This is a genomic window from Fastidiosipila sp. (assembly GCA_012511175.1).
Lineage (GTDB): Bacteria > Bacillota > Clostridia > Saccharofermentanales > DTU023 > UBA4923.
This window is the reverse complement of sequence record JAAZGO010000027.1, coordinates 26690-48463: the sequence shown is the minus strand read 5'-3', so window position 1 is coordinate 48463 and position 21774 is coordinate 26690. Positions and strand designations below refer to the sequence as shown.

The following is a 21774-nucleotide window of genomic DNA, read 5'->3' as shown; positions in this document are numbered from 1 at the left end:
TGTTTCCTGTTAAAATACTCCCATGTCTATCATAAGGGATCAGGCACTCTCTTCACAAGAACAGGGCTTGTTTTTCATGCCGCTGTAAGCCAGTTCCCGATTCAGAATCGATTCAAGGTAGAGCCCTGTGAAGGAGCCGGGACAGGCGGCAACTTCCTCCGGGGTGCCGGTCGCGATGACCTGGCCGCCGCGGTCACCCCCTTCTGGTCCCAGATCAACAATGTAATCGGCAGTCTTGATGACATCCAGATTATGTTCGATGACAATGACTGTGTTACCGGCGGAAACCAGCCTTTGCAGAATACCTGTCAGACGGTGGACATCGGCAGCATGAAGCCCCGTTGTCGGTTCATCGAGGATAATCAAAGTTTTGCCGGTACTCCGTTTTGAAAGCTCAAAAGCCAGTTTGACCCGCTGGGCCTCGCCGCCTGACAGTTCGGTCGACGACTGCCCCAGCTTGATGTAGCCCAGCCCGACATCCTCAAGTGTCTGAAGCTTTCTTGTAATGGCAGGAATATTGCTGAAGAAATCAAGCGCTTCGCTGACCGTCATATCCAGAACATCGCTGATGTTTTTCCCCTTGTAGAGCACTTCAAGGGTCTCCCTGTTGTAGCGCTTGCCGTGACAGACGTCACAAGTCACAAAGACATCCGGCAAAAAGTGCATCTCAATCCGGTTGACCCCATTTCCCGAACAGGCCTCGCAACGGCCGCCCTTCACGTTGAAACTGAAGCGGCCTGGTTTGTAACCCCGCTGCTTGGCTGCCGGCGTTTCAGCAAAAAGCGATCGGATCAGATCGAAGGTCGACGTGTAGGTCGCGGGATTCGACCGCGGCGTCCGGCCGATGGGTGTCTGGTCGATGGCGATGACCTTATCCAGCTGGCTGATTCCCTCAACCGAGTCAACCCGGCCGATTACACGCCTGGACCTGTTAAGCTCGCTTTCCAGCTTTTTTAGCAGGATATTGTTGACCAGCGAGCTTTTGCCCGAACCTGACACACCTGTTACGCAGGTCATGACACCAAGCGGAAGATCCAGATCAAAGTTTTTGAGATTGTTTTCACGGGCTCCGCGAATGGTCAGAAAACCCTGATCGGCCGGGCGTCTGACAGGCGGGACGGGAATTCGTTTCCGCCCCGACAGATACTGGCCCGTAATGGAGTCACCATTGCGGGCGATGTCATCCGGCCTCCCCTCAGCGACGATGCGCCCCCCATGGATGCCTGCTCCCGGGCCGATGTCAATCACATGATCGGCTTCCCAGATGGTCTCCTCGTCGTGTTCGACCACCAGGACAGTGTTACCCAGGTCGCGCAGATTTTTCAAGGTTTCGAGAAGCCGGATATTGTCACGCTGATGAAGACCGATACTGGGCTCATCCAGCACGTAGAGAACGCCCGTCAAACCGGCTCCGATCTGGGTCGCAAGCCTGATCCGCTGAGACTCGCCGCCTGACAGGGTTCCTGAGGAGCGTGCCAGGGTCAGGTAGTCGAGCCCCACATCCAGAAGAAAGTGCAGCCGGGCCAGTAGTTCACGCATAACGGGACGCGCGATATGATCCTTTGCGGCGGGAAAGACCAGCGAACTGAAAAACTCGTGGGCGCCCGAGATCGAAAAATGTGTGACCTGGTGAATGTTTTTACCACCAACCGTCACCGCCAGCACTTCAGGCCGGAGCCTGGCCCCCTGGCAGACCGGGCAGGGAGTCACCCGCATGTAGCGATGATAATATTCTTTCATTTCAGGCGAGGACGTTTCGTTGTAACGGCGTTCCAGGATGGGGATAACGCCCTCCCAGCTTGTGTGGTAGGGCCTGCCCTTGTTGTAGCGGGTCCGGCTGGTATCGACGACAATCTCTTCCCCATTGTTGCCGAAGAGCATGAGGTCCTGCGCTCTGGCAGACAGATCTTTCCAGGGGGTTTCAAGCGAAAAGCCGTATTTTTCCGCCAGTGCCTCTACGTGGCAGTAGGACCAGCTTGATTCATCCGTAAAGTGAAAGCCGGTGACGTCTATCGCTCCGCCCTTGATAGAAAGATCGGGGTCCCCGATAACGAATTCGGCTGCAAAATGCGTCCGTTCACCCAGCCCCGTGCATTCAGGACAGGCCCCGTAGGGATTGTTGAAGCTGAACATGCGGGGTGAGAGTTCGCCCAGGCTGATCTGGCAGTCGGTGCAGGCCAGTTTCTGTGAAAATATCTGTTCGCTTACCTTTCCGGCCCCTCCTGCTTCCTCCGGTTCATCAAAACGGACAATGACCAGGTCGTCTGCCAGCTCAAGTGCTGTTTCGACCGAGTCCGCCAACCTGTTTTCAATCCCTTCTCTCCGGACAAGGCGGTCTACAACCACTTCAATCGAATGCTTTTTGTTGGAGGCGAGCTCCATATCCGAATGAAGTTCCATCATTTCCCCGTCGATGCGAACCCGGACAAAGCCCTGCGACTGCAACCTTTCCAGCAAACGTGCATGCTCGCCCTTGCGGTCGCGCACAACCGGTGCCAGGAGGGTCAGCCGCGTTCCGTCAGGCCTCGACATGATGGCATCGGTGATCTGATCCACCGTCTGCCGCTCAATCTCCTTGCCGCAGACCGGGCAATGCGGTGTGCCAACGCGCGCGTAGAGCAGGCGCAGGTAATCGTAGATTTCGGTCACCGTGCCGACGGTGGAACGCGGATTGCGGCTGGTTGTTTTCTGGTCAATGGCAATGGCTGGCGACAAACCGTCAATCCGATCGACATCCGGCTTCTGCACCTGCCCCAGAAATTGGCGGGCATAAGATGAAAGCGACTCAACATAGCGGCGCTGCCCTTCGGCGTAAATGGTATCGAATGCCAGCGACGACTTACCCGAGCCGGAAATGCCGGTCAGCACCACCAGCTTGTTTCGGGGGATATGGACATCAATATTTTTCAGGTTATGTTCACGTGCACCATAGACACTAATTTCTGGTTTCATGGATTGTATTTTATCACAGCTCTTATGTCTGAATGTGGCAAAAATTCAAAGATAGGGGCCTGTCGCAGACCTTGGCCGCATCCTTTGTGTTTGCCAGTTCCTCCTCCTTGTCCTATAATTTTCAAGGCGAGTGAATCTTAAGGAGTGAGCAGTTTTTCCATGTTCCTTCACGAATTAACCATCGATCAATGTGCCCGTATCGTCCGCATCCACGGAAACGGCGAATTGAGGCGCCGGCTGCTTGACATGGGGCTGACGCCCGGAACCATTGTCAAGTTGGTCCGCATGGCTCCCCTGGGAGATCCCATGCAGCTCTGCCTGCGCGGTTATAGACTGTCCCTGCGGCGGGAATCAGCCAGGGACATCGAGATCGAACCGCTCACCTTTTGTACCGATACCTGTACACGCGCCTGCGCTTATCGAGCACCCGGATGCTGGCCGGGAGACCCCGCCTGTATCCGCAGCGAAGGGGGACGGAGGAAAAGAAGGTGGCGATGGCGCAGGAGAAATTGATCTTTGCCCTGATGGGCAATCAAAATTCAGGAAAAACCACTCTTTTCAACCGCTTGACCGGAAGTGACCAGCAAGTGTCCAACTACCCGGGCGTGACCGTTGAGCGCGTGGAGGGCCGGATACGAAACCATCCGGAATGCACCATTGTCGATCTCCCCGGCATTTACTCCCTCTCCCCCTACTCTCCGGAAGAAATCATCAGCCGGGATTTTTTGATCGAGGAAAAGCCGGACCTGATCATGAATATTGTCGACGCCACCAGCTTGGAACGGGGGCTCTATCTGACCCTCCAGCTGATTGAGTTGGACATCCCCATGACCTTAGCCCTGAACATGATTGATGAGATGCCGGCTCTGGGACGCCAGATCGATGTGGAACAGCTCCAGCAGGAGCTGGGAATACCTGTTGTCGCTATCTCTGCCAGTCAGAACAAGGGCGTTTCAGAATACTCCCGCATCTCCGTCGAAACAGCTAAGAACAAGGTCAAGCCCAAGAACCCCGATCTTTGCACCGGCACTGTCCATCGCGCCATTCACTCCATCGCCGCCCTGATTGAAGATCACGCCGAAAAACTTCATGTTACACCCCGTTTCGCCGCCACCAAACTTGTGGAAAGCGATGAATTATTCATCCCCAAGCTGGGCCTGAACCAGAATGAATTGGACGCGATCGAGCACATTGTCATCGAGCTTGAACGCGAAAGCGGTACTGACCGGTGGGCTGCTGTAGCCGATATGCGCTATGAATTCATTTCCGGAATCGAAGAAAAGGTGCTGGTCTGCGAATACCCCAGCTATGAGGAAGTCCCGACTTTCAGCCGGACGCTTGACCGCGTCCTGGTCCATAAATACCTGGGCATCCCCATATTTTTCGCCATCATGGCAGCGGTTTTCTGGATTACTTTCGGACCTCCGGGCAGTTTTTTGAGCGAGGGATTCGCTGAACTGATCGGCCTGGCCGGTGACGCGGTTGGACGGGCCATGGCATCTGTGGGAATGAATCCCATTATACAATCCGCCATCGTTGACGGCATTTTCTCAGGAGTAGGCAGCGTGGTGGAATTCCTGCCCATGATCCTCCTGCTTTTCTTCCTCTTATCCACCCTGGAAGACAGCGGCTACATGGCGCGCGTCGCCTTCATGATGGATCGCCTTCTCCGCCACATCGGCCTGTCTGGCGCAAGCATGGTTCCCATGCTACTGGGTTTTGGCTGTTCAGTACCGGCGGTAATGGCAACCCGGACCCTGCCGACCAAGCGCGATCGCTACCTGACCACCCTCCTGATCCCCTTCATGAGCTGCTCGGCCAAGGTTCCCGTTTACGGACTCATTGCCCGAACATTATTTCCTGGCCGGGTTACCCTGGTGGTGCTCGGGCTCTACGTCCTGGGAATGCTGTTGGCCATTGTCACCGCACTGGCGCTCCGCCGGACCCTCTTCAAAGGCGAACCCTCCCCCTTTATTCTGGAGCTGCCCCTTTACCGCTTTCCCTCCCTGATCTCGCTTGGCAAGCTGGTTTGGCGCCATGCCAAGGAATTTTTCTACCGGGCATTTACCATTATCATGCTGGTCACCCTGATTATCTGGTTCTTTCAAAGCTTTGATTTCCGCCTTTTCCCCGCGGCTTCCCCCGAGACCAGTATGCTGGCGACAGCAGCCCGCTGGATCAGCCCCATTTTTGCCCCGCTTGGTTTTAACAGCTGGGCGGTCACCAGTGCCCTGATCGCAGGTTTCACTGCCAAGGAAGTGGTCATCAGTGCTCTTTCGGTCGCGACGGCGGCAACAGCGCCGACCCTCCAGATCGCCCTGTCCCAGCTTTTCACTGTTCCCGCTGCCATCGCCTTCCTGGTTTTCATCCTCCTTTACACGCCCTGTGCTGCGGCTGTCACCGTCATGAGCCGCGAGCTCAGTCTCAAACGCGGAGGTTTCATGTTGATTGTTTTCTACCAGACAGGTTTTGCCTGGGTGATTGCCTGGCTTGCCTACAGGCTGGCCCTGCTCGTGCTATAAAGAAAGCTGGGGCTTATCGGTCATGAAAACAAATCTTGACAATTTCAAGCAATTTCTTTCAGGCAAGCGTGTCGCTGTGATCGGTGCCGGTATCAGCAACCGTCCCCTGATAAGATGGCTCCATCCCCTCAACTCTGACATCACCGTATTTGACAGGATGGATCCCGCTGACCCAAGGCTTAAAGCCATACAGGACAACTTGTCATTACAGGGTGTCCAGGTCACCTGGCACACGGGCGAAAGCTATCTTGACAAGCTGACAGGCTTCGATCTGATCTTCCGCACCCCCAAAATGAAGCCTGACCTGAGCCAGCTAATCCGCGAGCGCCAAAAGGGAGCAGTCATTACATCTGAAATTGCCTTGTTTGCCGAGCTTTGCCCGGCTCCCATTTACGCAGTCACCGGCAGCGATGGAAAGACGACAACCACGACCCTGATCGGCCTCATCCTGGAAGCCGGCGGCCACCGGGTCTTCACCGGCGGGAACATCGGCTTGCCTCTTCTGGATCAAATTGAAAAGATCAAGGCTTCAGACCGGGTGGTGCTCGAGCTGTCCAGCTTCCAGCTCATGGACATGCTGCCTTTGATCCACCGCGCGGTCATTACCCATATCGTTCCCAACCATCTCGATTTCCACAGGGATTTTGATGAATACGTAGAGGCCAAAAAAAATATCTACCGGGCCCAGGGAATCCTGGATATCCTAGTTCTCAACGCCCACGACCCTCTGTCCTCATCCTTTCAGAACGAGGCCAAGGGAGAGCTCCGGTGGTTCAACCGGAAAGAGGCCGGCCAGCTTATCACAGCCTGGCGTGAAGAGGGCCGACTCTGGCTGCAAAGACCGGGAAGCAGTCCGGATCTCCTGGTCAGCGAACAGGAAGTGATCCTGCCCGGAACTTTCAATCTCGAGAACATCCTGGCCGCGGCGGCTGCGACTGCCGGCGATGTCCCGCCCGAGGCGGTAAAGAGTGTCGCCCGGACGTTCAAAGGCGTAGAACACCGGATGGAGTGGATCCGTGAGCTCGACGGCGTACGCTGGTTTAACAGTTCCGCTGACAGTTCTCCTGATCGGACGAAAAAGACACTGGAGGCTTTCCGTGACCGGAAAGATCCGCTGATCCTGATCACAGGCGGCCAGGACAAGAACTGTGACTATAAGGGACTGGGCCGGTCCATGGTTGAGGCAAGCCGCCGGATCATCCTTTGCGGACAAAACGCCGGCCTGATTCTCCAGGCCCTCAAAGAGGAGAGTGCGTCTGCCGGCATTCCCTTCGGCGACCTCCATATTTCCCATGCAGACAGCTATCGGGAAGCAGTCCGGATGGCTCAAGCACTGGCACGCCCGGGCGATGCTGTTCTCCTCTCTCCGGCTGGAACCAGTTACGACCAATTTCAGAATTTCGATGAAAGGGGACGCTGTTTCAAGGACCTGGTGAAAGAACTGCACGCCCGGCCATAGGCTTGTTGCCTCTTCATTTTTCTCATGCTATAATTCAATCCGTTGCGGACGGCCCCATGGTCAAGTGGTCAAGACGTCGCCCTCTCACGGCGAAATCAGGAGTTCGACTCTCCTTGGGGTCACCAGGACGCGGCCATGGCGGAATTGGCAGACGCGCTAGATTCAGGTTCTAGTCGGGGTAAACCCGGTGGAGGTTCAAGTCCTCTTGGCCGCACCAATTAATGACCGTCCTCCGAAGGATTCTCCTGCGGATGACGGTTTTATTATCTCTTCACCTATTTCTTTGACAATGCACTCTTTTTTTGTGAACAAACGCTATCGTGTATAATCAAACAAGAGTTTCCGAAGACAAAGGAGGATTCGTATGAAGGATTTAAGCCTGGCAAAGAAAATTTTCGGGGACTGGAAAAAAACCCGGACCATCGTCACTGTTGCGATCGGAGCAGCGCTTTACGGTGTACTGATGATCTATGGCGGGATTCCGGTCTTCACCAACACACAGCTGTCTACTGCTCTTCTGGTTCCCATTTTTGTCGGAGCCCTGACCGGCGCCTTTCCAACGGCCATCGCCCTCTTCCTCGGCAATGTCATCGCCGATCTGATCGGAGGCTGGGGCTTGTGGTTTGACTGGTCCATCGGCAATGCCGTCATGGGCTTTTTCGTCGGCCTGCTCCCCGTTTACGGCGCTTACATCATGGACGGCATCTTCAAGGTCAAGCATGCCATCATCTATGCCATCACGGTTGCGGTCGGTGTTGTCGTCGCCTTTGCCGCCGTCACCCCGCTACTGACCATGGTGATGTACGCCGGGGAACTTCAAACATCGATCACCCAGGGTCTGGTGGCGTCCATTGCCAATATCGCCATCCTGATTGTGCTGGGCATTCCCATCCTGGCTCTCATGGCCAACCGCTTCGGAGCCCGCACCAATCTGCGAGAGACAGAAAGCGACGAAGAGTAAGCGTGAAGGCTGCCCTGCTGCAAGCGGGGCAGTCTGCTTTAAAATGACTGTTATGGACGGCGGAAAAAAACCGGTCATCGAGTTCAAGGATTTCTCCTTTCAATACAAAGTCCAAAGCAAGCCAACCTTGTTTGATATCAATCTGACCATTTATGAAGGCGAGAAGATTTTGCTCCTTGGCCCTTCCGGAAGTGGCAAATCAACCCTGGCAAACTGCATCAACGGCCTGATACCCGTTTCAATTCCCGGGAAGATCGAAGGCTCCCTGAAAGTGGCCGGCATGGAAACGCGTGACTGTGATCTCAATCAGCTTTCCGCCCTTGTCGGGACGGTTCTCCAGGACTCGGACGCACAGTTTGTGGGGCTCAGTGTTGGTGAAGATATCGCCTTTGCCCTGGAAAACATGAATATGCCGCGGGACCGGATGATCCCTCTGGTCGAGAAAAGCGCCTCCATCGTGGGTATGGAATCCTTCTTGAACCATCTCCCCTACAAACTGTCCGGTGGACAGAAACAAAAGGTTGCCCTGGCAGGGGTCATGCACGAGGATGTCCGGGTCCTCCTCTTCGATGAGCCCCTGGCCTCGCTGGACCCGCAAATGGGGATGATTGCCGTTGACCTGATCGACCGGATCTGCCGCAGCGAACGCAAGACCGTACTCATCATTGAACACCGCCTGGAAGATGTCCTCTACCGGCCGGTTGATCGCATCATCCTGATCGACGGGGGAAGAATCATCCTGGATACGACGCCGGAAGACCTGCTGCGCCGCTACGATCTGCTGGCTCATGGAATCCGCGAGCCCCTTTACATCACAGCCATGAAATACGCAGGCTGCAATCTTGACGAGGAGGATATCCTGTCCCATGTCAGCGGGATGACAATTACGCCGGGAAACAGGGACAAACTGATCCATTTCTTCCAAAAAGAAGCTCCCTCATCCATTGAAGCAGGGAAAGAAGAATTGATCCGGGTGACCGAAGCCTCCTTCACCTATTCCTCAAAACTCCCCAATGCCCTTGACCGGGTCAACTGCGTCATCCACAAAGGAGAAATTGTTTCTCTGATCGGCGAGAACGGAGCAGGCAAAACAACCTTTGCCCGCATGATCTGCGGCATCAGCCGGCCACAGGCAGGGACGGTCGAGATTGACGGCAAAAGCTACCTGACCCTGTCCATCCGCGAGATTGGCGAACGCATCGGCTACGTCATGCAAAACCCCAACCAGATGATCGTGAAAAGCATCATCAAGGAGGAAGTGGCTTTGGCCCTGACCCTGCGCGGTATGTCGGAAGATGAGATCGACAAGCGTGTTGAAAAGGCCCTTCGCATGTGCCGGCTTTACACCATGCGCCACTGGCCCGTTGACGCAGTCAGCTACGGGCAGAAGAAACGAATCACGATCGCAGCCATTCTGGCGCTCGAGCCCGATGCCATCATCCTCGATGAACCGACTGCCGGCCAGGATTACCACAACTACACTGCCATCATGGAATTTATCCTCACCCTGAACCGGGACTACGGCAAGACGATCCTTTTCATCACCCACGACATGCATCTGGCCATTGAATTCACCGACCGGGCCATCGTTTTCGCCAAGGCTGAAATCATTGCTGACAGCAGCGTTTTTGAGGTCTTGAGCGATGACGGGATCATCAGCAAAGCCAGCTTGAAACAGACCTCGCTTTATACCCTGGCAACCAAGATCGGCCTGGAACCTCGCCAGGTGATCCGGCATTTTGTCGCCTATGAGAAGGCGGTGAGGGCCAATGGAAGATAAATTCATCATCAATTTCACCTTGGGTGACACGCCTTTGCACCAGCTGACCGGGACCACCAAGGTCCGCTTTTTCCTCTGCCTGATCGCCTTCCTCATCGCCGTATGGGACATCCGAATCATCCTGCCGCTTCTGTTTCTTTTCGCGGCCGGCATCGTCTCCACCAGGCCCTACTGGAAACCCATCCGTTTCGTCTTCACGGTTGTAACCCTGATGAACCTCTTCAATCTGGTCCTGTTTTTCCTTTTCAATCCCACCATCGGCGAAATCTGGACCGGCACCTTCACCCAGTTTGGCTCCATCTCCGGCCGCTACGTTTTGGGCTACGAGACCCTCTGGTATTTCGGTGTCCGTTTCTCCAAGATGATGGCCACCTTCCTGCTTTGCATGGCCTTTATCCTGTCGATCACTCCATCGGAATTTGCAGCGGGGCTGAGCTCCCTGCGGCTCCCCTACCGCTTTTGCATCATTGTGGAACTGGCTTTCCGCTACATCCCCGACCTTTTGCGTGACTACAAGGACATCTCCGTCAGCGCCCAGGCCAGGGGCAGCGAGACCGACAAGCGCAAGGCTTCCATTTTCCGTCGGATTAAATCTTCTTTGCTGATTATCGTTCCCCTCATTTTTACCTCATTTTCCAAAGTCGGCGACATTGCCAATGCCATGGATTTGCGTGGTTTCGGAAGATTAAAAAAGCGCAGCTGGTATTCCGAGCGGCCGCCTGGAAGAGCTGATCGTATTGTTCAATTTGTTGGCCTGCTCTTTTTGCTGGCAACGGTTTACTTCACCCTGATGCGGCTTTTCAACCCGCACAATCCCGAGATGTGGTATCCCTACAACGATCTTACGACCTACAACTGGAGAATACTGCCATGAAACCGGCCATTGTCATCCAAACTGATTTCTCCCGCAACTCAAGTGCCGTCGCGACCATGTACGGAGTCTGCCAGTCAGTCGACCCGGAAGTCAAAGTCTTCGACCTGACCCACAGCATCCCGCCCTTCGACATCTTCGAGGCTTCCCATATGCTGAAAAATACAGTACCCTTCTGGCCTGAAGGCACCATCTTTGTCTCCGTCGTCGATCCCGGCGTCGGAACCGACCGGCGCGGCTGCGTCGCCCTCCTGGCCAATGGACAGTATGTGATAACGCCCGACAACGGTTCCCTGTCCCACCTCCTGAGATCAGTCGGGATCCGGGCGGTCAGGGAAATCGATATGGATGTCAACCGCTGGCCCCACACGCTGACTTGTCATATCTTCCACGGCCGCGATGTCTTCGCTTACACGGCCGTCCGGCTGGCCTCGGGTGTCATTGGATTTGAAGGCGTGGGCCCCGCCTATCCGACGGACGAAATCGTCGTCATTCCCTTTGATCCGCCGCTTTACCGGGAGGGAATCTTCACGGGAATTATCGAAAGTTCAGGCCCTTACTTCGGTCTGGTCAGCAGTAATATACCGGACACCATGTTTCTGGATCACGGCGTTCGCTACGGGGACGTCTTTTCGGTCGAAATCTCCCATGGACAGGATCTTGTCTACAGCGCCTCCGTTCCTTTCCAAAAGTCCTTCGGCTATGTGAAAAGAGGTGATCCGGTCCTCTTTGTCGGCGCGACCGCCACGATACAGATCGCTTTGAGGGAAAAAAATATCACCCGGGTTCACAAGATCGGCGCGGGACCAGACTGGCATATTTCACTTGCGGCGCTGAAGCGATGATGGCCGCCGGAAAAGAGGGACAATCTCCTTCATTTGCTATGATGAATCCTGGATGCCGGCTAACGGTTGAACTGGAGCAGGTGAAAGCCTTTGGACCCAAACAAGCAAAACAAACCCGTCCTGTCGGTTGCCGTCCGCGACCTGGCTGAATCAGCCCGCCGGTACGGAGGTCTGTCCGGCCCGCTTTACGCCGGTGTCACCGGCCTTGAAGGCACGCGCGCCCATCAGGATTTCTTCGAGCGTGCAGACCATTACTTTCCAGGCCGGGAAATTCTCACCGAACTGCCCCTTAGCGGATGCTACCGGGCAGAAGGACTGCCTTTCGACCTTCAACTGCAGGGGCGCTGTGACCTGGTCGCCCTGGGTCCGGGTGACAGCGTTACTTTAGCTGAGCTGAAAAGCTTCCGCGGCAATGCCGCCTCAATCCCCCGGGAAGGCGACCCCGCCCATCTTGCCCAGGCCCTCCTATACGCCCATCTTCTTCTCAGCGGTGATTTTTTCTCAGAAAAAGGGTTGGCTCCGGCCGAAATCGAAGTCGAGCTCCGTTACATCTCAATCGATGACGGCAGTTTCTTCACGATCAGGCGCCCCTGGACACGGGAGGAACTTGGGGAACAATACCTGGCCATCTGCGCCGACTACACAGAACTGGCGCGCCCCCTCTACCTGCACCGCCGGATGCGTGACGAGGCCAACAGGAAGGCCTCCTTTCCCTATGGACAATTGCGGGAGGGCCAAAGATCCATGATGCAGGAAGTGATCGCCGCTGTCCGCGACCGCACCGTCCTCTTCGTACAGGCTCCGACCGGCATCGGCAAAACCATGGCGGCCCTGTATCCTGCCATCAAGGCTCAGGCAAACGGACTGACCGATTATCTTTTTTATCTGACACCGACGCGTTCTCAGCGGGGGGTTGCCGAAGACAGCCTGGACGATCTGGAAAGGGCGGGATCTTACATCCGCTCGCTTACCGTACGCGCCAAGGAACAGATGTGCCTGTCGCCCGGTCATTTCTGTGATATGAAAGTCTGCCCTTTTGCCGTTCGCTACCATGATCATTTGCGGGACGCCCTGAAAAAAAGCTACGGCATCAGGCGACTGACTCCGGAGGATGTTCTTTCCCTGGCCCGGGAATTTTCGCTATGCCCCTTCGAGCTGTCGCTCAGCCTGCTGCCTACCGTTGATGTCGTGATCTGCGATTACAACTACCTCTTCAACCCCAGGGTACGCCTTCATGGCTGGCTGGACGAGCCCGGCCAGGCCTACACCCTGCTGGTCGACGAAGCTCATAACCTGGCCAGGCGCTCACGTGAGATGTTTTCCGCTGTCATATCAAGATCCCAAGTCACAGCCATAAAAAATGTCATGGCCGGGCATGTGACCGAACCCGGCGAACAGGGCCGGCTTAACCGCCAGGTTTGCGGCAGCCTGGACCGGCTGGTTGAGCAAATGGACCGCTTCCGGCCGCTTCTGACGGCAAAAGAACTGCCTCCTGAAAATGAGCTGGTCCAGGAAGCCGCCACTTACCAGCCTGTTCTCCGACAGCAATTCCTGGCGACCCGGGTCACTCCCCCACGCCTGCTCGAGCAGGTATCGTCCGCCTCTTCTTTGCTTACACGTTATCTGACTGATTACCCTGATTTCCCCGGGCGAAGATCCATGATGGTTCCCTACTTTGACCTGATCTTTTTTTTGAGGGTTGCCGAGCGCTATTACAATGACAGCTACATCACCACCTGGCGGCCGGCGGGTGAAGCAGACCTTGACCTCACCCTCTTGGCCCTGGACGCATCTTCTCACCTGACTGACATATACCGGAACCAGTCGCCTGTTGTCTTTTTCTCAGCCACTTTGTCCCCCCTTCCCTATTATCTGACCCTGCTTGACGCACGCTCAGCCACCGACAAACCGGAGGTGATCCGCCTGCCATCACCTTTCCCCAAAGAGCGGCGGCTCACCATCTGTTTTGAAGCCTATTCCATCCGCTACACCGATCGAGCCCGAACCCTGCCGGAGGTGGCTAAACTTGTCTGTGAGGCAGCCCTTCTGCGGAAAGGCCATTACCTGGTTTTTTCCCCTTCTTTTGCCTACCAGAGCCAGCTGGTCCGTGCCTTGAGCCATATTGAAAACAAGGGCATCGATTTCCTTGTCCAGCCGTCCGGTATGACGGAAGGGCAAAAAGAGAAATATCTGGCCTATTTCCGGGGTCAAGAAAGAGAAAATTCTCTGGTGGGTCTGACGGTCCTAGGGTCCTTGTTCAACGAGGGGATCGATCTGGTCGGGGAGGAATTGACCGGCGTTATGGTGATCGGAACCGGTATCCCGGGCCTGTCGCCGGAGCGCGATCTGCTCAGCCAGTACTATGACGCAAAATCGGGCAATGGTTTTGAATACGCCTACATGTGGCCTGGCTTCAACCGTGTGACCCAGGCAGCCGGCCGTTTGATCCGAAGTGAAGATGATTTTGGGATTGTGCTTCTGATCGACGACCGATACGGCAGGCCCGATTACCTCCAACTAATCCCCGACGACTGGAATGCCCGCCACGTCGAAGACAGGGACCAATGCCTGGAGATGATCCGTGACTTCTGGCAGAACTTCGATTAGAGCCGGTCAAGCTCAACCTGGCCCAGCTCCTGAAGCTGCTGGCTGATTTTCCTTGCTGCCGGGGTTTGCGCCAGACCTCCCAGAGCTGTTTCACGCAGGGCCACCGGCATCATGCGGCCAATCGAGCCCATGGCTTCAATTACCTGGTCGACGGGAATCCGGCTCTCCACACCTGCCAGCGCCATCTCTGCCGCCACAAGCGCGTTGACCGCACCTGCCGCATTGCGCTTGATGCAGGGCACTTCGACCAGACTGGCAACGGGGTCGCAGGTGAGGCCGAGCATACTCTTCAAGGCAATTGCCAGCGCGTGACCTGACTGGGCGGGCCCGCCGCCCGCCGCCTCGACCAGAGCCGCCGCCGCCATGGCGGACGCGGATCCAACTTCAGCCTGGCAGCCGCCTGCCGCCCCGGAAAGAGAAGCCTGATTGCCGATCAGGAGACCACAGCCGCCACAAGTGATAAGGAAATCGAGCTGGGCGCGACGGCTCAGATTCAGTCTGCCCCGGCAAGCCAGCAGCACGCCGGGGACAATGCCGGAAGACCCGGCCGTAGGTGTGGCACAAATGATTCCCATGGAGGCATTCACCTCATTGACAGCGACTGCATTCATGGCCGCTTCAAGATAGACGCTGCCGCCCAGGGCGGGCCCGCCGGCCAGGTAATCGTGCAGGCGCCTGGCATCTCCTCCAGAGAGACCTGAGTGAGACTTGACCCCTTTCAGGCCTTCCCGGACGCCCTGTTCCATCACCTGCAGATTGGCCTCCATCCGCTCCAGAATGCCGGCTTCGTCCAGATCCCCCAGCCCAAGTTCCCGTTCCAGGAAGAAGGAAGCCAGCCTTTGATTTTCAGCCTGGCATTTTGCGATGATTTCAGCGAAATTTTCCTTGATCATGAGTCTGCTCCCCGCCTCAAGCCTGGCGCGTCAGTGCGCTCAAAAAAATGATTGACTTGACGTCCCCGATCTTTTCAATCTCCTGCAAAGCCCGCCGGGGGATCTCCCCGTCCGTGGCAATCAGCATCAGGGCTGTTTCGCCGCGCGCTTTGCGGGAAACCTCCATCTGACTCACATTGACCTCCTCAGCAGCCAGGATACGGGTCACCTGGGCGATCAGGCCGGGGCGGTCGCGATGAAAAACAAGAATCACCGGCTCCTCGCCCGAAACGTGGACATTGAAACCATCTATTTCAATCAAATCTATCAAGCCGCCACCGGTTGAAATACCGGTCACGCTCATGGACCGGCTTCCCTTTTTCATCACGATCTTCGCTGTATTCGGGTGCTCGGTCAGCTCCTCCGAAGGGGTCATGGAAACCACCAGCCCGGCCTCATCTGCCAGGCGGCGGGCATGCTTGATTTCCGCGCTCCCCAGTGAGTAGCCCATCAGGCCCGCGACCAGCGCCAGGTCGGTGCCGTGGCCCTTATAAGTGTGGGCGAAAGAACCATAGAGCGTAATATCGACCGAATCTGGCAATTCCCCGAAGAGAGAGCGGGCCGCCAGTCCGATGCGGACTGCTCCGGCCGTGTGGGAGCTGGACGGCCCGATCATGATGGGCCCAATCACATCAAAGAGGCTGCGAAAGAGAGTCATGGTCTTTCTCCTCATGTGGCAGGCGCTGTTCCGGCAAAATAAAATCCGGGCATTGATCCAGCATGGCCAACCGTTTATAACGCTTTTCCATCTTTTCCTCAAGCCATCTTTCGGCAAAGCAAGAGGCCTCATGGCGGACCGCCTCCGAGGCTTGGAAGCGGTACAGGCGCGTCAGGGGTGCGTTCGCGATGTGGCGCAGGAGAGCCCCGCAGCCAGGCGACAAGGAGGTCAGCCTTTCACCGGCCGCAGCATCCAGGTCTCTGCCGCATAGCAGGCCCCCCTCCCTGAAGCTGAAAAGCAGGGGGCCGTCAATGGCCTCCCGGCAGATCAGGCAGCTGTCAAGACAGGGTAAAAGGCCCATAACCTTCATCAGGCGGAAAGTACCCATGCGGGCGATGAAAACAGGATCCTCCGCCACGGCGATCTCATAGAGTGTGTAACCCCACAGCTCAAACAGGTTCCTTTGCGGTTGATCATTTCGCGCGGCATCTGAGAAGACTTCCGCCGCATGGGAGGCAGCAGCCAGCCGATCCAAATCCCGTGAGATCGAGATGAAGGATTCGATCAATGAACCGTCTTTGACAGAAAAGCGCGACTGCTGGCAAGTCAGCGTAAACTCCGAATAGGAAAAGAGCTGGGTCACCGGGCGCAGCCTGCTTTTCAGGCGTTCACTTGCCGGTGCCATGGCAGTAATGAGGCCGAGATCGGGAGTCAGAAGGTGAAGCAGCCGGTGGCGGTCTTTCCAGGGAAAGGAATTCATGACAAAGGCTTTGGTCACCACCTGGCTCATCGCCTATTCCCTTTCCATCAATCCGGCGTCCATCAGGTCGGACGGCCGATCCTGCCATCCCAGCTTGACCTTGACAAATAAAGACAAGTGAACACGGGCATCCAGCATGGTTTCGATGGCCCGGCGGGAGGCAAGTCCGATTGCCTTGATTCTTTCGCCGCCTTTGCCGACGATAATTTGTTTATGAGTCTTTTTGGCGCAGTAAATCAAGGCATCGATAAAGACCTCACGTTCGCCTTCCCCTTCTTCCTCAAAGCGATCAATCAGGACCGTGGTGCCGTAGGGAACCTCCTCTTTTGTCTGCAGAAGAATTTCGCGGCGGATCAATTCGGCCGCCAACATCTTTTCTGTCTGATTGGTCTCATCCTCCGGATCAAATAGCCTGCGCCGCACAGGCAAGAGCCTGACCAGTTCATGGAGCAGGCGTTCAATGCCGTCATTCCCGAGGGCAGACACCGGCACGTAGGCATCCAACTTGTAGAGATCATCGTAAACCTTAATGAGCGGCAAAATATTTTCTTTGGGCGCCCGGTCCACTTTGTTGATCACAAGCACAACCGCCTTCCCCGCGGCTTGCGCCTGCTCAATGACACGCCGTTCAAGGCTGCCGGCAAAGGGACTCCAGGAAGCGTCGATCATGACTGCCAGAACATCGGCCTGAGCGACCGCTGACGATGTTGCCTTCATCATGGCTTTCCCAAGCGCGTTTTTTGGTTGGTGCAACCCGGGCGTGTCCAGGAGGGCAACTTGGTAGTCGGCGCTTGTCAGCACACTTCGGACAGCCTGGCGCGTTGTCTGTGGCTTGTCTGTTGTAATGGCCAGGGTCCGGTTTGACAGTTGATTCAGAAGCGTCGATTTGCCGACGTTGGGCCTTCCGGTAATGGCAACAAAACCGCAGGGGATTTCAATCAGGCTCTGCATGAAGCGGTCCTGCAGGGCATTCATTTCCTTTTCTTCCTCTTCGGTGTCATGGCGATAACCCAGCAGATGGAGCAGGCCGTGGATGACCAGAAAGGTGAATTCCCGCTCGAAACCATGTCCCAATTCTTCTGCCTGGTCCGCCACCCTGGAGGGGGAAATGACAAGATCTCCCAGCAGGATGGTCCGCCGCCCCCCGCCCGTTTCCAGGTATTCCCAGTTCTCGATCGGAGCAGCCGGCTGCCCTCTGATCATCTGGCGCGCCGGGAAGGAAAGAATGTCGGTTTCACTGTCGATTCCCCGCTGTTGGCGGTTGATCTTCCTCATGGAGCGAGGACCAACCAGGGTCCAGTCAACGGTAACTCCGACCCCCTCCGCCATCAATTCCCTGACGAAAGGAGAGTCATAAAGCACCCGACTGGCCGCTTCCCTGACCAGGGGTGATGTCTGGCTGAGCTTAAACAGGCGCTGACGGTTGCTGTGATTCAGGTCAATCACCGGTTTTCCTCACCTCCGCTGGAACTCAGCCGGCGCGGCAAGCCGGGCAGCCGGCCGCCGGTAGGGAACGCGTTCATGGAAATGCCCCGCATAAATCTGAAGAAATGACTGGCTGATGGTTTCAACATCCGCGAAAGAGAGACCCGAATGTTTCAGCTGATCCTGATCAATTTTGTCCCTGACCACCTGATTGATCAAGATCTCGGCCTCTTCGAGGCCGTGGATGTTTTCTGACCGCATGGCTGCCTCAACGGAATCCGCCAGCATGACGATGGCTGATTCACGCGTTCCCGGAAGGGGCGTCCGGTAGCGGAAAGCATCCATGGAAGGCGGTTCCTCCCCTCTTGCCTCGGCTTCCGCCAGGGCCTTGTTCCAGAAAAACTGAAGCAGGGTTGTCCCATGGTGTTCATTGGCGATGCGGAGGAGCGGTTGGGGCAGCCGGTATTTGCGCCCCAGTATCAAGCTGTCCTCAGGGTGCCGGGTGATGATGCGTGCGCTTTCCAAGGGCGTCAGGCGGTCGTGGGGGTTGTCGCCCGTTTGATTTTCAGTAAACATGAGCGGGGCTTCCAGTTTGCCCACATCGTGAAAATAGGCGCCGACCCGGGCGATCATGGCGTTGGCTCCAATCGCCTCCGCTGCCTTATCGGCCAGGTTGGCCACCATCATGCTGTGCTGTGAGGTTCCGGGGGCTTCAACGAAAAGCCGTTTCATCAGGGGGTGACCGGGCTGGGACAATTCAATCAATCTCAAAGGTGAGACTGTGTTGAAAATCAATTCGAAAAGAGGCATGATGCCGATTCCAATAATGACCGACAGGGCTCCGGAAACGGTCGCCTGCAATGAAAATGAGCTGATCACGCTCCAAGAGTCCTTCTGGAGCAAGCCAAGCGTCAGCGCGGCTCCAGCATTAACGAAAGATGTGGCCAGAATAATCCGGGCATAATTATCGTGCCTTCCCGTTCCCTTGGTCAACAGGGCAGCCACCGTGCTTCCCAGCAGGGCAACGATGGGGAAAGAGGGATTGAAAGCCGTCATGGGCATGGCGATAATGGTCAGCATGGCACTCAGGAATATGGAGGTTCTCAAACCGAAATAGGCCGTCACCACGACGGCAGCGAAATAAACGGGAGGCGCCAGCGGATAGTCGCGCGCCAGATAGGCAGACATGGCAAGCGGAATCAGGAGCGCAAGCACCAGGGCCAGCATGTTTCGCGGTGTTGAAATGACCAGATCCCTGGAGTAGCGGGCAAAAAAGATAACTGATATGACGCCGACCAGGAAGACAAGCGCCAGGATGGAACCGAGGCGGATCCAATCGATCCGCGAACTGACAGTCAGATTAAGTTGGTCCAGCATGGCCTTCAGTTCAGGTGTGATCACATCACCCTGGCTGATGATCCTAACCCCGCGGTTGATCATGACCGGATTGTTTATCACCCGTTCGTAGGCAGCATTTTTGGCCTTATCAGTCGCCTCCTGATTGAATTCAACGTTGGGCTGGAGCAGCAGGGTCATCATTCTTCCAACCAGGGCAGCATCATCTTCATAGAATTCCATGGTCCGGCCCAGTCTTTCCACACTCTCGCCGATGGCAGACTGAAGGCCTTCCAAATCAAGAGTTCCCGCGATGACTGCGCTCGACTCAGCAAATAGAATGGCGGAGAAATGCTGGAACCTGTCCTCATCCATCCGGATTAACTGATCCGCATCACCTGGAAGAATCACGATGCCGATTGATTGATCGGAAGCAGAGATAAGGGAGGACACAGCCAGCTCGATCTCATGGCTGTCAGGACGCCTTCTTCTCGGCTCTTCCGTCTCCGGCGCAGTTTCCGCGGGCAGATCTTCTTCGTCCTGCGGCGGGTAGATTTCGACGACCGGTTCCCGGTAAAGGGCTTCCCTTTTTTCCTGGACCAGTGCAATCAGGCTGCGGACACGTTCACGCGATTCCTCGCTGCGCGACTCCGAGCGGAGCATGATGTTGGGCACCTGTGACATTTCAGCCAAAGCGCGTCTGACCGTTTCCGCCTCATCCGCGATATCCCGGGGGGCTGAAATATCATAGGGACTGATATCCCCGACCTGGAGGTCATACTGCCTGGGAGTTGAACCATAATAGACCGTTCCGATGATGATGGCGACGGCAGCAAAAACGAAGAGGAGATTAATCGCAACACGCAGGCTGTGCTTTTCTTTTTTCATGGATCTCTATCTCCTGTCAGGCCGGCCCTTATGCTGTCCCTCCGAATCCTTCTCATAGGCCCGGATAATACGCTGAACCAGGGGATTGCGGACGACATCCCGCTCTGTCAGGCGGACGCTTCTGATGCCCTCAAGCTGACCCAGCAGGGCCGCTGCTTCCGCCAGCCCGCTTTTTCGCCTTACCGGCAGGTCAATCTGTGTGATATCCCCTGTAACGACAGCTCTGGCATTGTATCCGATGCGGGTCAAAAACATTTTCATTTGTTCACGGGTAGTATTTTGTGCCTCGTCGAGAATGATGAAGGCGTCATCCAGGGTGCGCCCCCTCATGTAGGCAAGTGGCGATATTTCGATCTCACCTCTCTCCAGGTGACGCTGGTAAGTGTCATAGCCCATTAAGTCATTCAAGGAATCGTAAAGTGGCCGCATGTAGGGGTCGACCTTGCTTTGGAGATCCCCGGGCAGAAAACCCAGGTTCTCCCCGGCTTCAATAGCCGGACGGGTCAGGATTATTCTTGAGACTTCATGGGCACGGAAGGCCTTGACCGCCATGGCCACGGCCAGATAGGTCTTCCCGGTTCCCGCCGGGCCGATGGCGAAAGTCAGTTCATGTTTCCGGATGGCATCAACGTAGAGCTGCTGGCCCTTGGTCTTGGACAAGATGGGCCGCCCCTTGGCATTGACACAGATCAGGTCGGGAGAAAATTCCGCTGCCTCCCCCCAGGTTCCCCGGACTGAAGCATCGATCAGGTAGCGTATCAATTGCTCCGTGACCGGGGTCGCTCCGGACTTGTAAAGCTCATAAAGGCGGGTCATGATGCGGCCGGCCGTTTCAACCTTTGATTTTTCGGCCCCCCGGATGACAAGCCCGTCAGCTGTTGAATCGCAGACAACGTTGAAGGCCTCCCCGAAAAGCGATGCGTTCCCGTTGCAGGAACCCAGCAGCGCGAAACCTTCCTCCGGGCTTTCCAATTCAATTCGTTTTTCAAAAATAGGTTCGCTCTTGGTCATGTCATTCATTATAACGTGCCCCCGAAGCCTCCAACAAATCATAAGGCGCTATTCCGCCGGTATTAAAAGTTCCATCTGGTAAGCGATTCTGTCTTCGCGAAGCGCGGGGATCAGGACGTTTTCGTCTTTTTTGACCGTGATGGCAACCGACTGATCGCCAACCTGCTTCTTAATGCTGTCCCCGACGGAGAGCAGGTAAGGCACAACATAAGTGTCAATTTTTGTCGGTTCGACAATGGCCTTTATTTCGAAAGGGGAATTGCGTGAAAAACCGACGCCGTTGATCAGGATAAGGTCCTGGCTGGTGCGGACTTCGGTTGTCGCCACTTTTCTTTCCTCATTGATTGAGATGGCCTGGGCCCCGAGCGCAGACAATTCATTGACCAGTTGCCGGATGACAGCATCCTGCATGCGGTAGCCTTCCGCGGGGGTGAGCGTAATGACCACGCCGGCGTTTTTGGCCGCTCTGAGGCCTGCAAAGGCGGCGTATTGTTCTTTCTCGTCCACAATGTGAAGGTAACTCTCCCCGCTTCCTCCCGCAAGCTCCGCCTCAAGCTCGCGCAAATACTCATAAAGGCGTGCATTGCGGTTATTCAGGTCCTCATTTTTCTTCTGGTAGTCGATAATGGCGTTTTGCAGCTCCTGCAGGCTTTGCCCCCCCAGGTTGGTGATGTTGAGGTTTTTCATCAGAAGGGCAATAACCATACCGACCAGCATGCAGACGGTCAGGATTGAGATGTATTGAAACCATTTGTTTTTCATACCGGC

The 21774-nt window shown here is 55.8% G+C and carries 16 protein-coding genes and 2 tRNA genes; 10 read left to right on the top strand and 8 right to left on the bottom strand.

Features of this window, described 5'->3' with window-relative positions; genetic code table 11:
- Positions 1–39: 39 nt before the first annotated feature.
- A complete protein-coding gene (gene uvrA, locus GX839_05960) occupies positions 40–2952 on the bottom strand; it encodes an excinuclease ABC subunit UvrA (GenBank protein NLB05004.1) in 2913 nt (970 codons plus the stop codon).
- A gap of 159 nt (positions 2953–3111) precedes the next feature.
- On the opposite strand from uvrA, the gene GX839_05955 reads away from it, so the two are divergent.
- The 10 genes from GX839_05955 to GX839_05910 all read left to right on the top strand — a co-directional run bounded on the left by GX839_05955 (position 3112) and on the right by GX839_05910 (position 13997).
- Positions 3112–3465 (top strand): ferrous iron transport protein A, encoded by a 354-nt coding sequence (locus GX839_05955; protein NLB05003.1) that lies wholly within the window; start codon positions 3112–3114, stop codon positions 3463–3465.
- Complete coding sequence (gene feoB / locus GX839_05950) at positions 3462–5474, top strand: ferrous iron transport protein B (GenBank protein ID NLB05002.1); 2013 nt, start codon at positions 3462–3464, stop codon at positions 5472–5474. Before GX839_05955 ends, feoB begins: the two co-directional genes overlap by 4 nt.
- A gap of 22 nt (positions 5475–5496) precedes the next feature.
- Entirely contained in the window at positions 5497–6933 is a 1437-nt protein-coding gene (locus GX839_05945) for a UDP-N-acetylmuramoyl-L-alanine--D-glutamate ligase (protein NLB05001.1), read from the top strand.
- 50 nt (positions 6934–6983) lie between these two features.
- Positions 6984–7058, top strand: a tRNA-Glu gene (locus tag GX839_05940).
- Between the two features lie 4 nt (positions 7059–7062).
- Positions 7063–7150, top strand: a tRNA-Leu gene (locus GX839_05935).
- A gap of 147 nt (positions 7151–7297) precedes the next feature.
- Positions 7298–7894 carry an ECF-type riboflavin transporter substrate-binding protein gene (locus GX839_05930; GenBank protein ID NLB05000.1) on the top strand — a complete coding sequence of 199 codons (597 nt, stop codon included), beginning with the start codon at positions 7298–7300 and terminating at the stop codon, positions 7892–7894.
- 52 nt (positions 7895–7946) lie between these two features.
- Positions 7947–9674 carry an ABC transporter ATP-binding protein gene (locus GX839_05925; protein ID NLB04999.1) on the top strand — a complete coding sequence of 576 codons (1728 nt, stop codon included), beginning with the start codon at positions 7947–7949 and terminating at the stop codon, positions 9672–9674.
- Entirely contained in the window at positions 9664–10548 is an 885-nt protein-coding gene (locus tag GX839_05920) for an energy-coupling factor transporter transmembrane protein EcfT (protein NLB04998.1), read from the top strand. Before GX839_05925 ends, GX839_05920 begins: the two co-directional genes overlap by 11 nt.
- Positions 10545–11390: a hypothetical protein gene (locus GX839_05915; protein ID NLB04997.1), complete on the top strand. Its 846-nt coding sequence runs from the start codon at positions 10545–10547 to the stop codon at positions 11388–11390. The genes GX839_05920 and GX839_05915 overlap by 4 nt, the downstream gene beginning before the upstream one ends.
- Positions 11391–11480: 90 nt before the next feature.
- On the top strand, positions 11481–13997 hold the full coding sequence (locus GX839_05910; protein NLB04996.1) for an ATP-dependent DNA helicase: 2517 nt from the start codon (positions 11481–11483) through the stop codon (positions 13995–13997).
- Here the strand turns inward: GX839_05910 and sdaAA are convergent.
- Genes sdaAA through GX839_05875 form a run of 7 tightly spaced genes read right to left on the bottom strand, consistent with a single transcriptional unit; the run spans position 13994 to position 21768 of the window.
- The gene (sdaAA, locus tag GX839_05905; protein NLB04995.1) at positions 13994–14887 is read right to left on the bottom strand and encodes an L-serine ammonia-lyase, iron-sulfur-dependent, subunit alpha; all 894 of its coding nucleotides are present in this window, start codon (positions 14885–14887) and stop codon (positions 13994–13996) included. The genes GX839_05910 and sdaAA overlap by 4 nt on opposite strands.
- A 19-nt stretch (positions 14888–14906) precedes the next feature.
- Complete coding sequence (gene sdaAB, locus GX839_05900; GenBank protein NLB04994.1) at positions 14907–15587, bottom strand: L-serine ammonia-lyase, iron-sulfur-dependent, subunit beta; 681 nt, start codon at positions 15585–15587, stop codon at positions 14907–14909.
- Positions 15562–16377 carry a DNA repair protein RecO gene (gene recO / locus GX839_05895; GenBank protein ID NLB04993.1) on the bottom strand — a complete coding sequence of 272 codons (816 nt, stop codon included), beginning with the start codon at positions 16375–16377 and terminating at the stop codon, positions 15562–15564. The genes sdaAB and recO overlap by 26 nt, the downstream gene beginning before the upstream one ends.
- Before the next feature lie 3 nt (positions 16378–16380).
- On the bottom strand, positions 16381–17793 hold the full coding sequence (locus GX839_05890) for a GTPase Era (protein NLB04992.1): 1413 nt from the start codon (positions 17791–17793) through the stop codon (positions 16381–16383).
- 9 nt (positions 17794–17802) lie between these two features.
- Positions 17803–19995: an HDIG domain-containing protein gene (locus GX839_05885; GenBank protein NLB04991.1), complete on the bottom strand. Its 2193-nt coding sequence runs from the start codon at positions 19993–19995 to the stop codon at positions 17803–17805.
- A gap of 6 nt (positions 19996–20001) precedes the next feature.
- Positions 20002–21006 carry a PhoH family protein gene (locus GX839_05880; GenBank protein NLB04990.1) on the bottom strand — a complete coding sequence of 335 codons (1005 nt, stop codon included), beginning with the start codon at positions 21004–21006 and terminating at the stop codon, positions 20002–20004.
- Between the two features lie 48 nt (positions 21007–21054).
- A complete protein-coding gene (locus tag GX839_05875; protein NLB04989.1) occupies positions 21055–21768 on the bottom strand; it encodes a DUF881 domain-containing protein in 714 nt (237 codons plus the stop codon).
- Positions 21769–21774 lie beyond the last annotated feature (6 nt).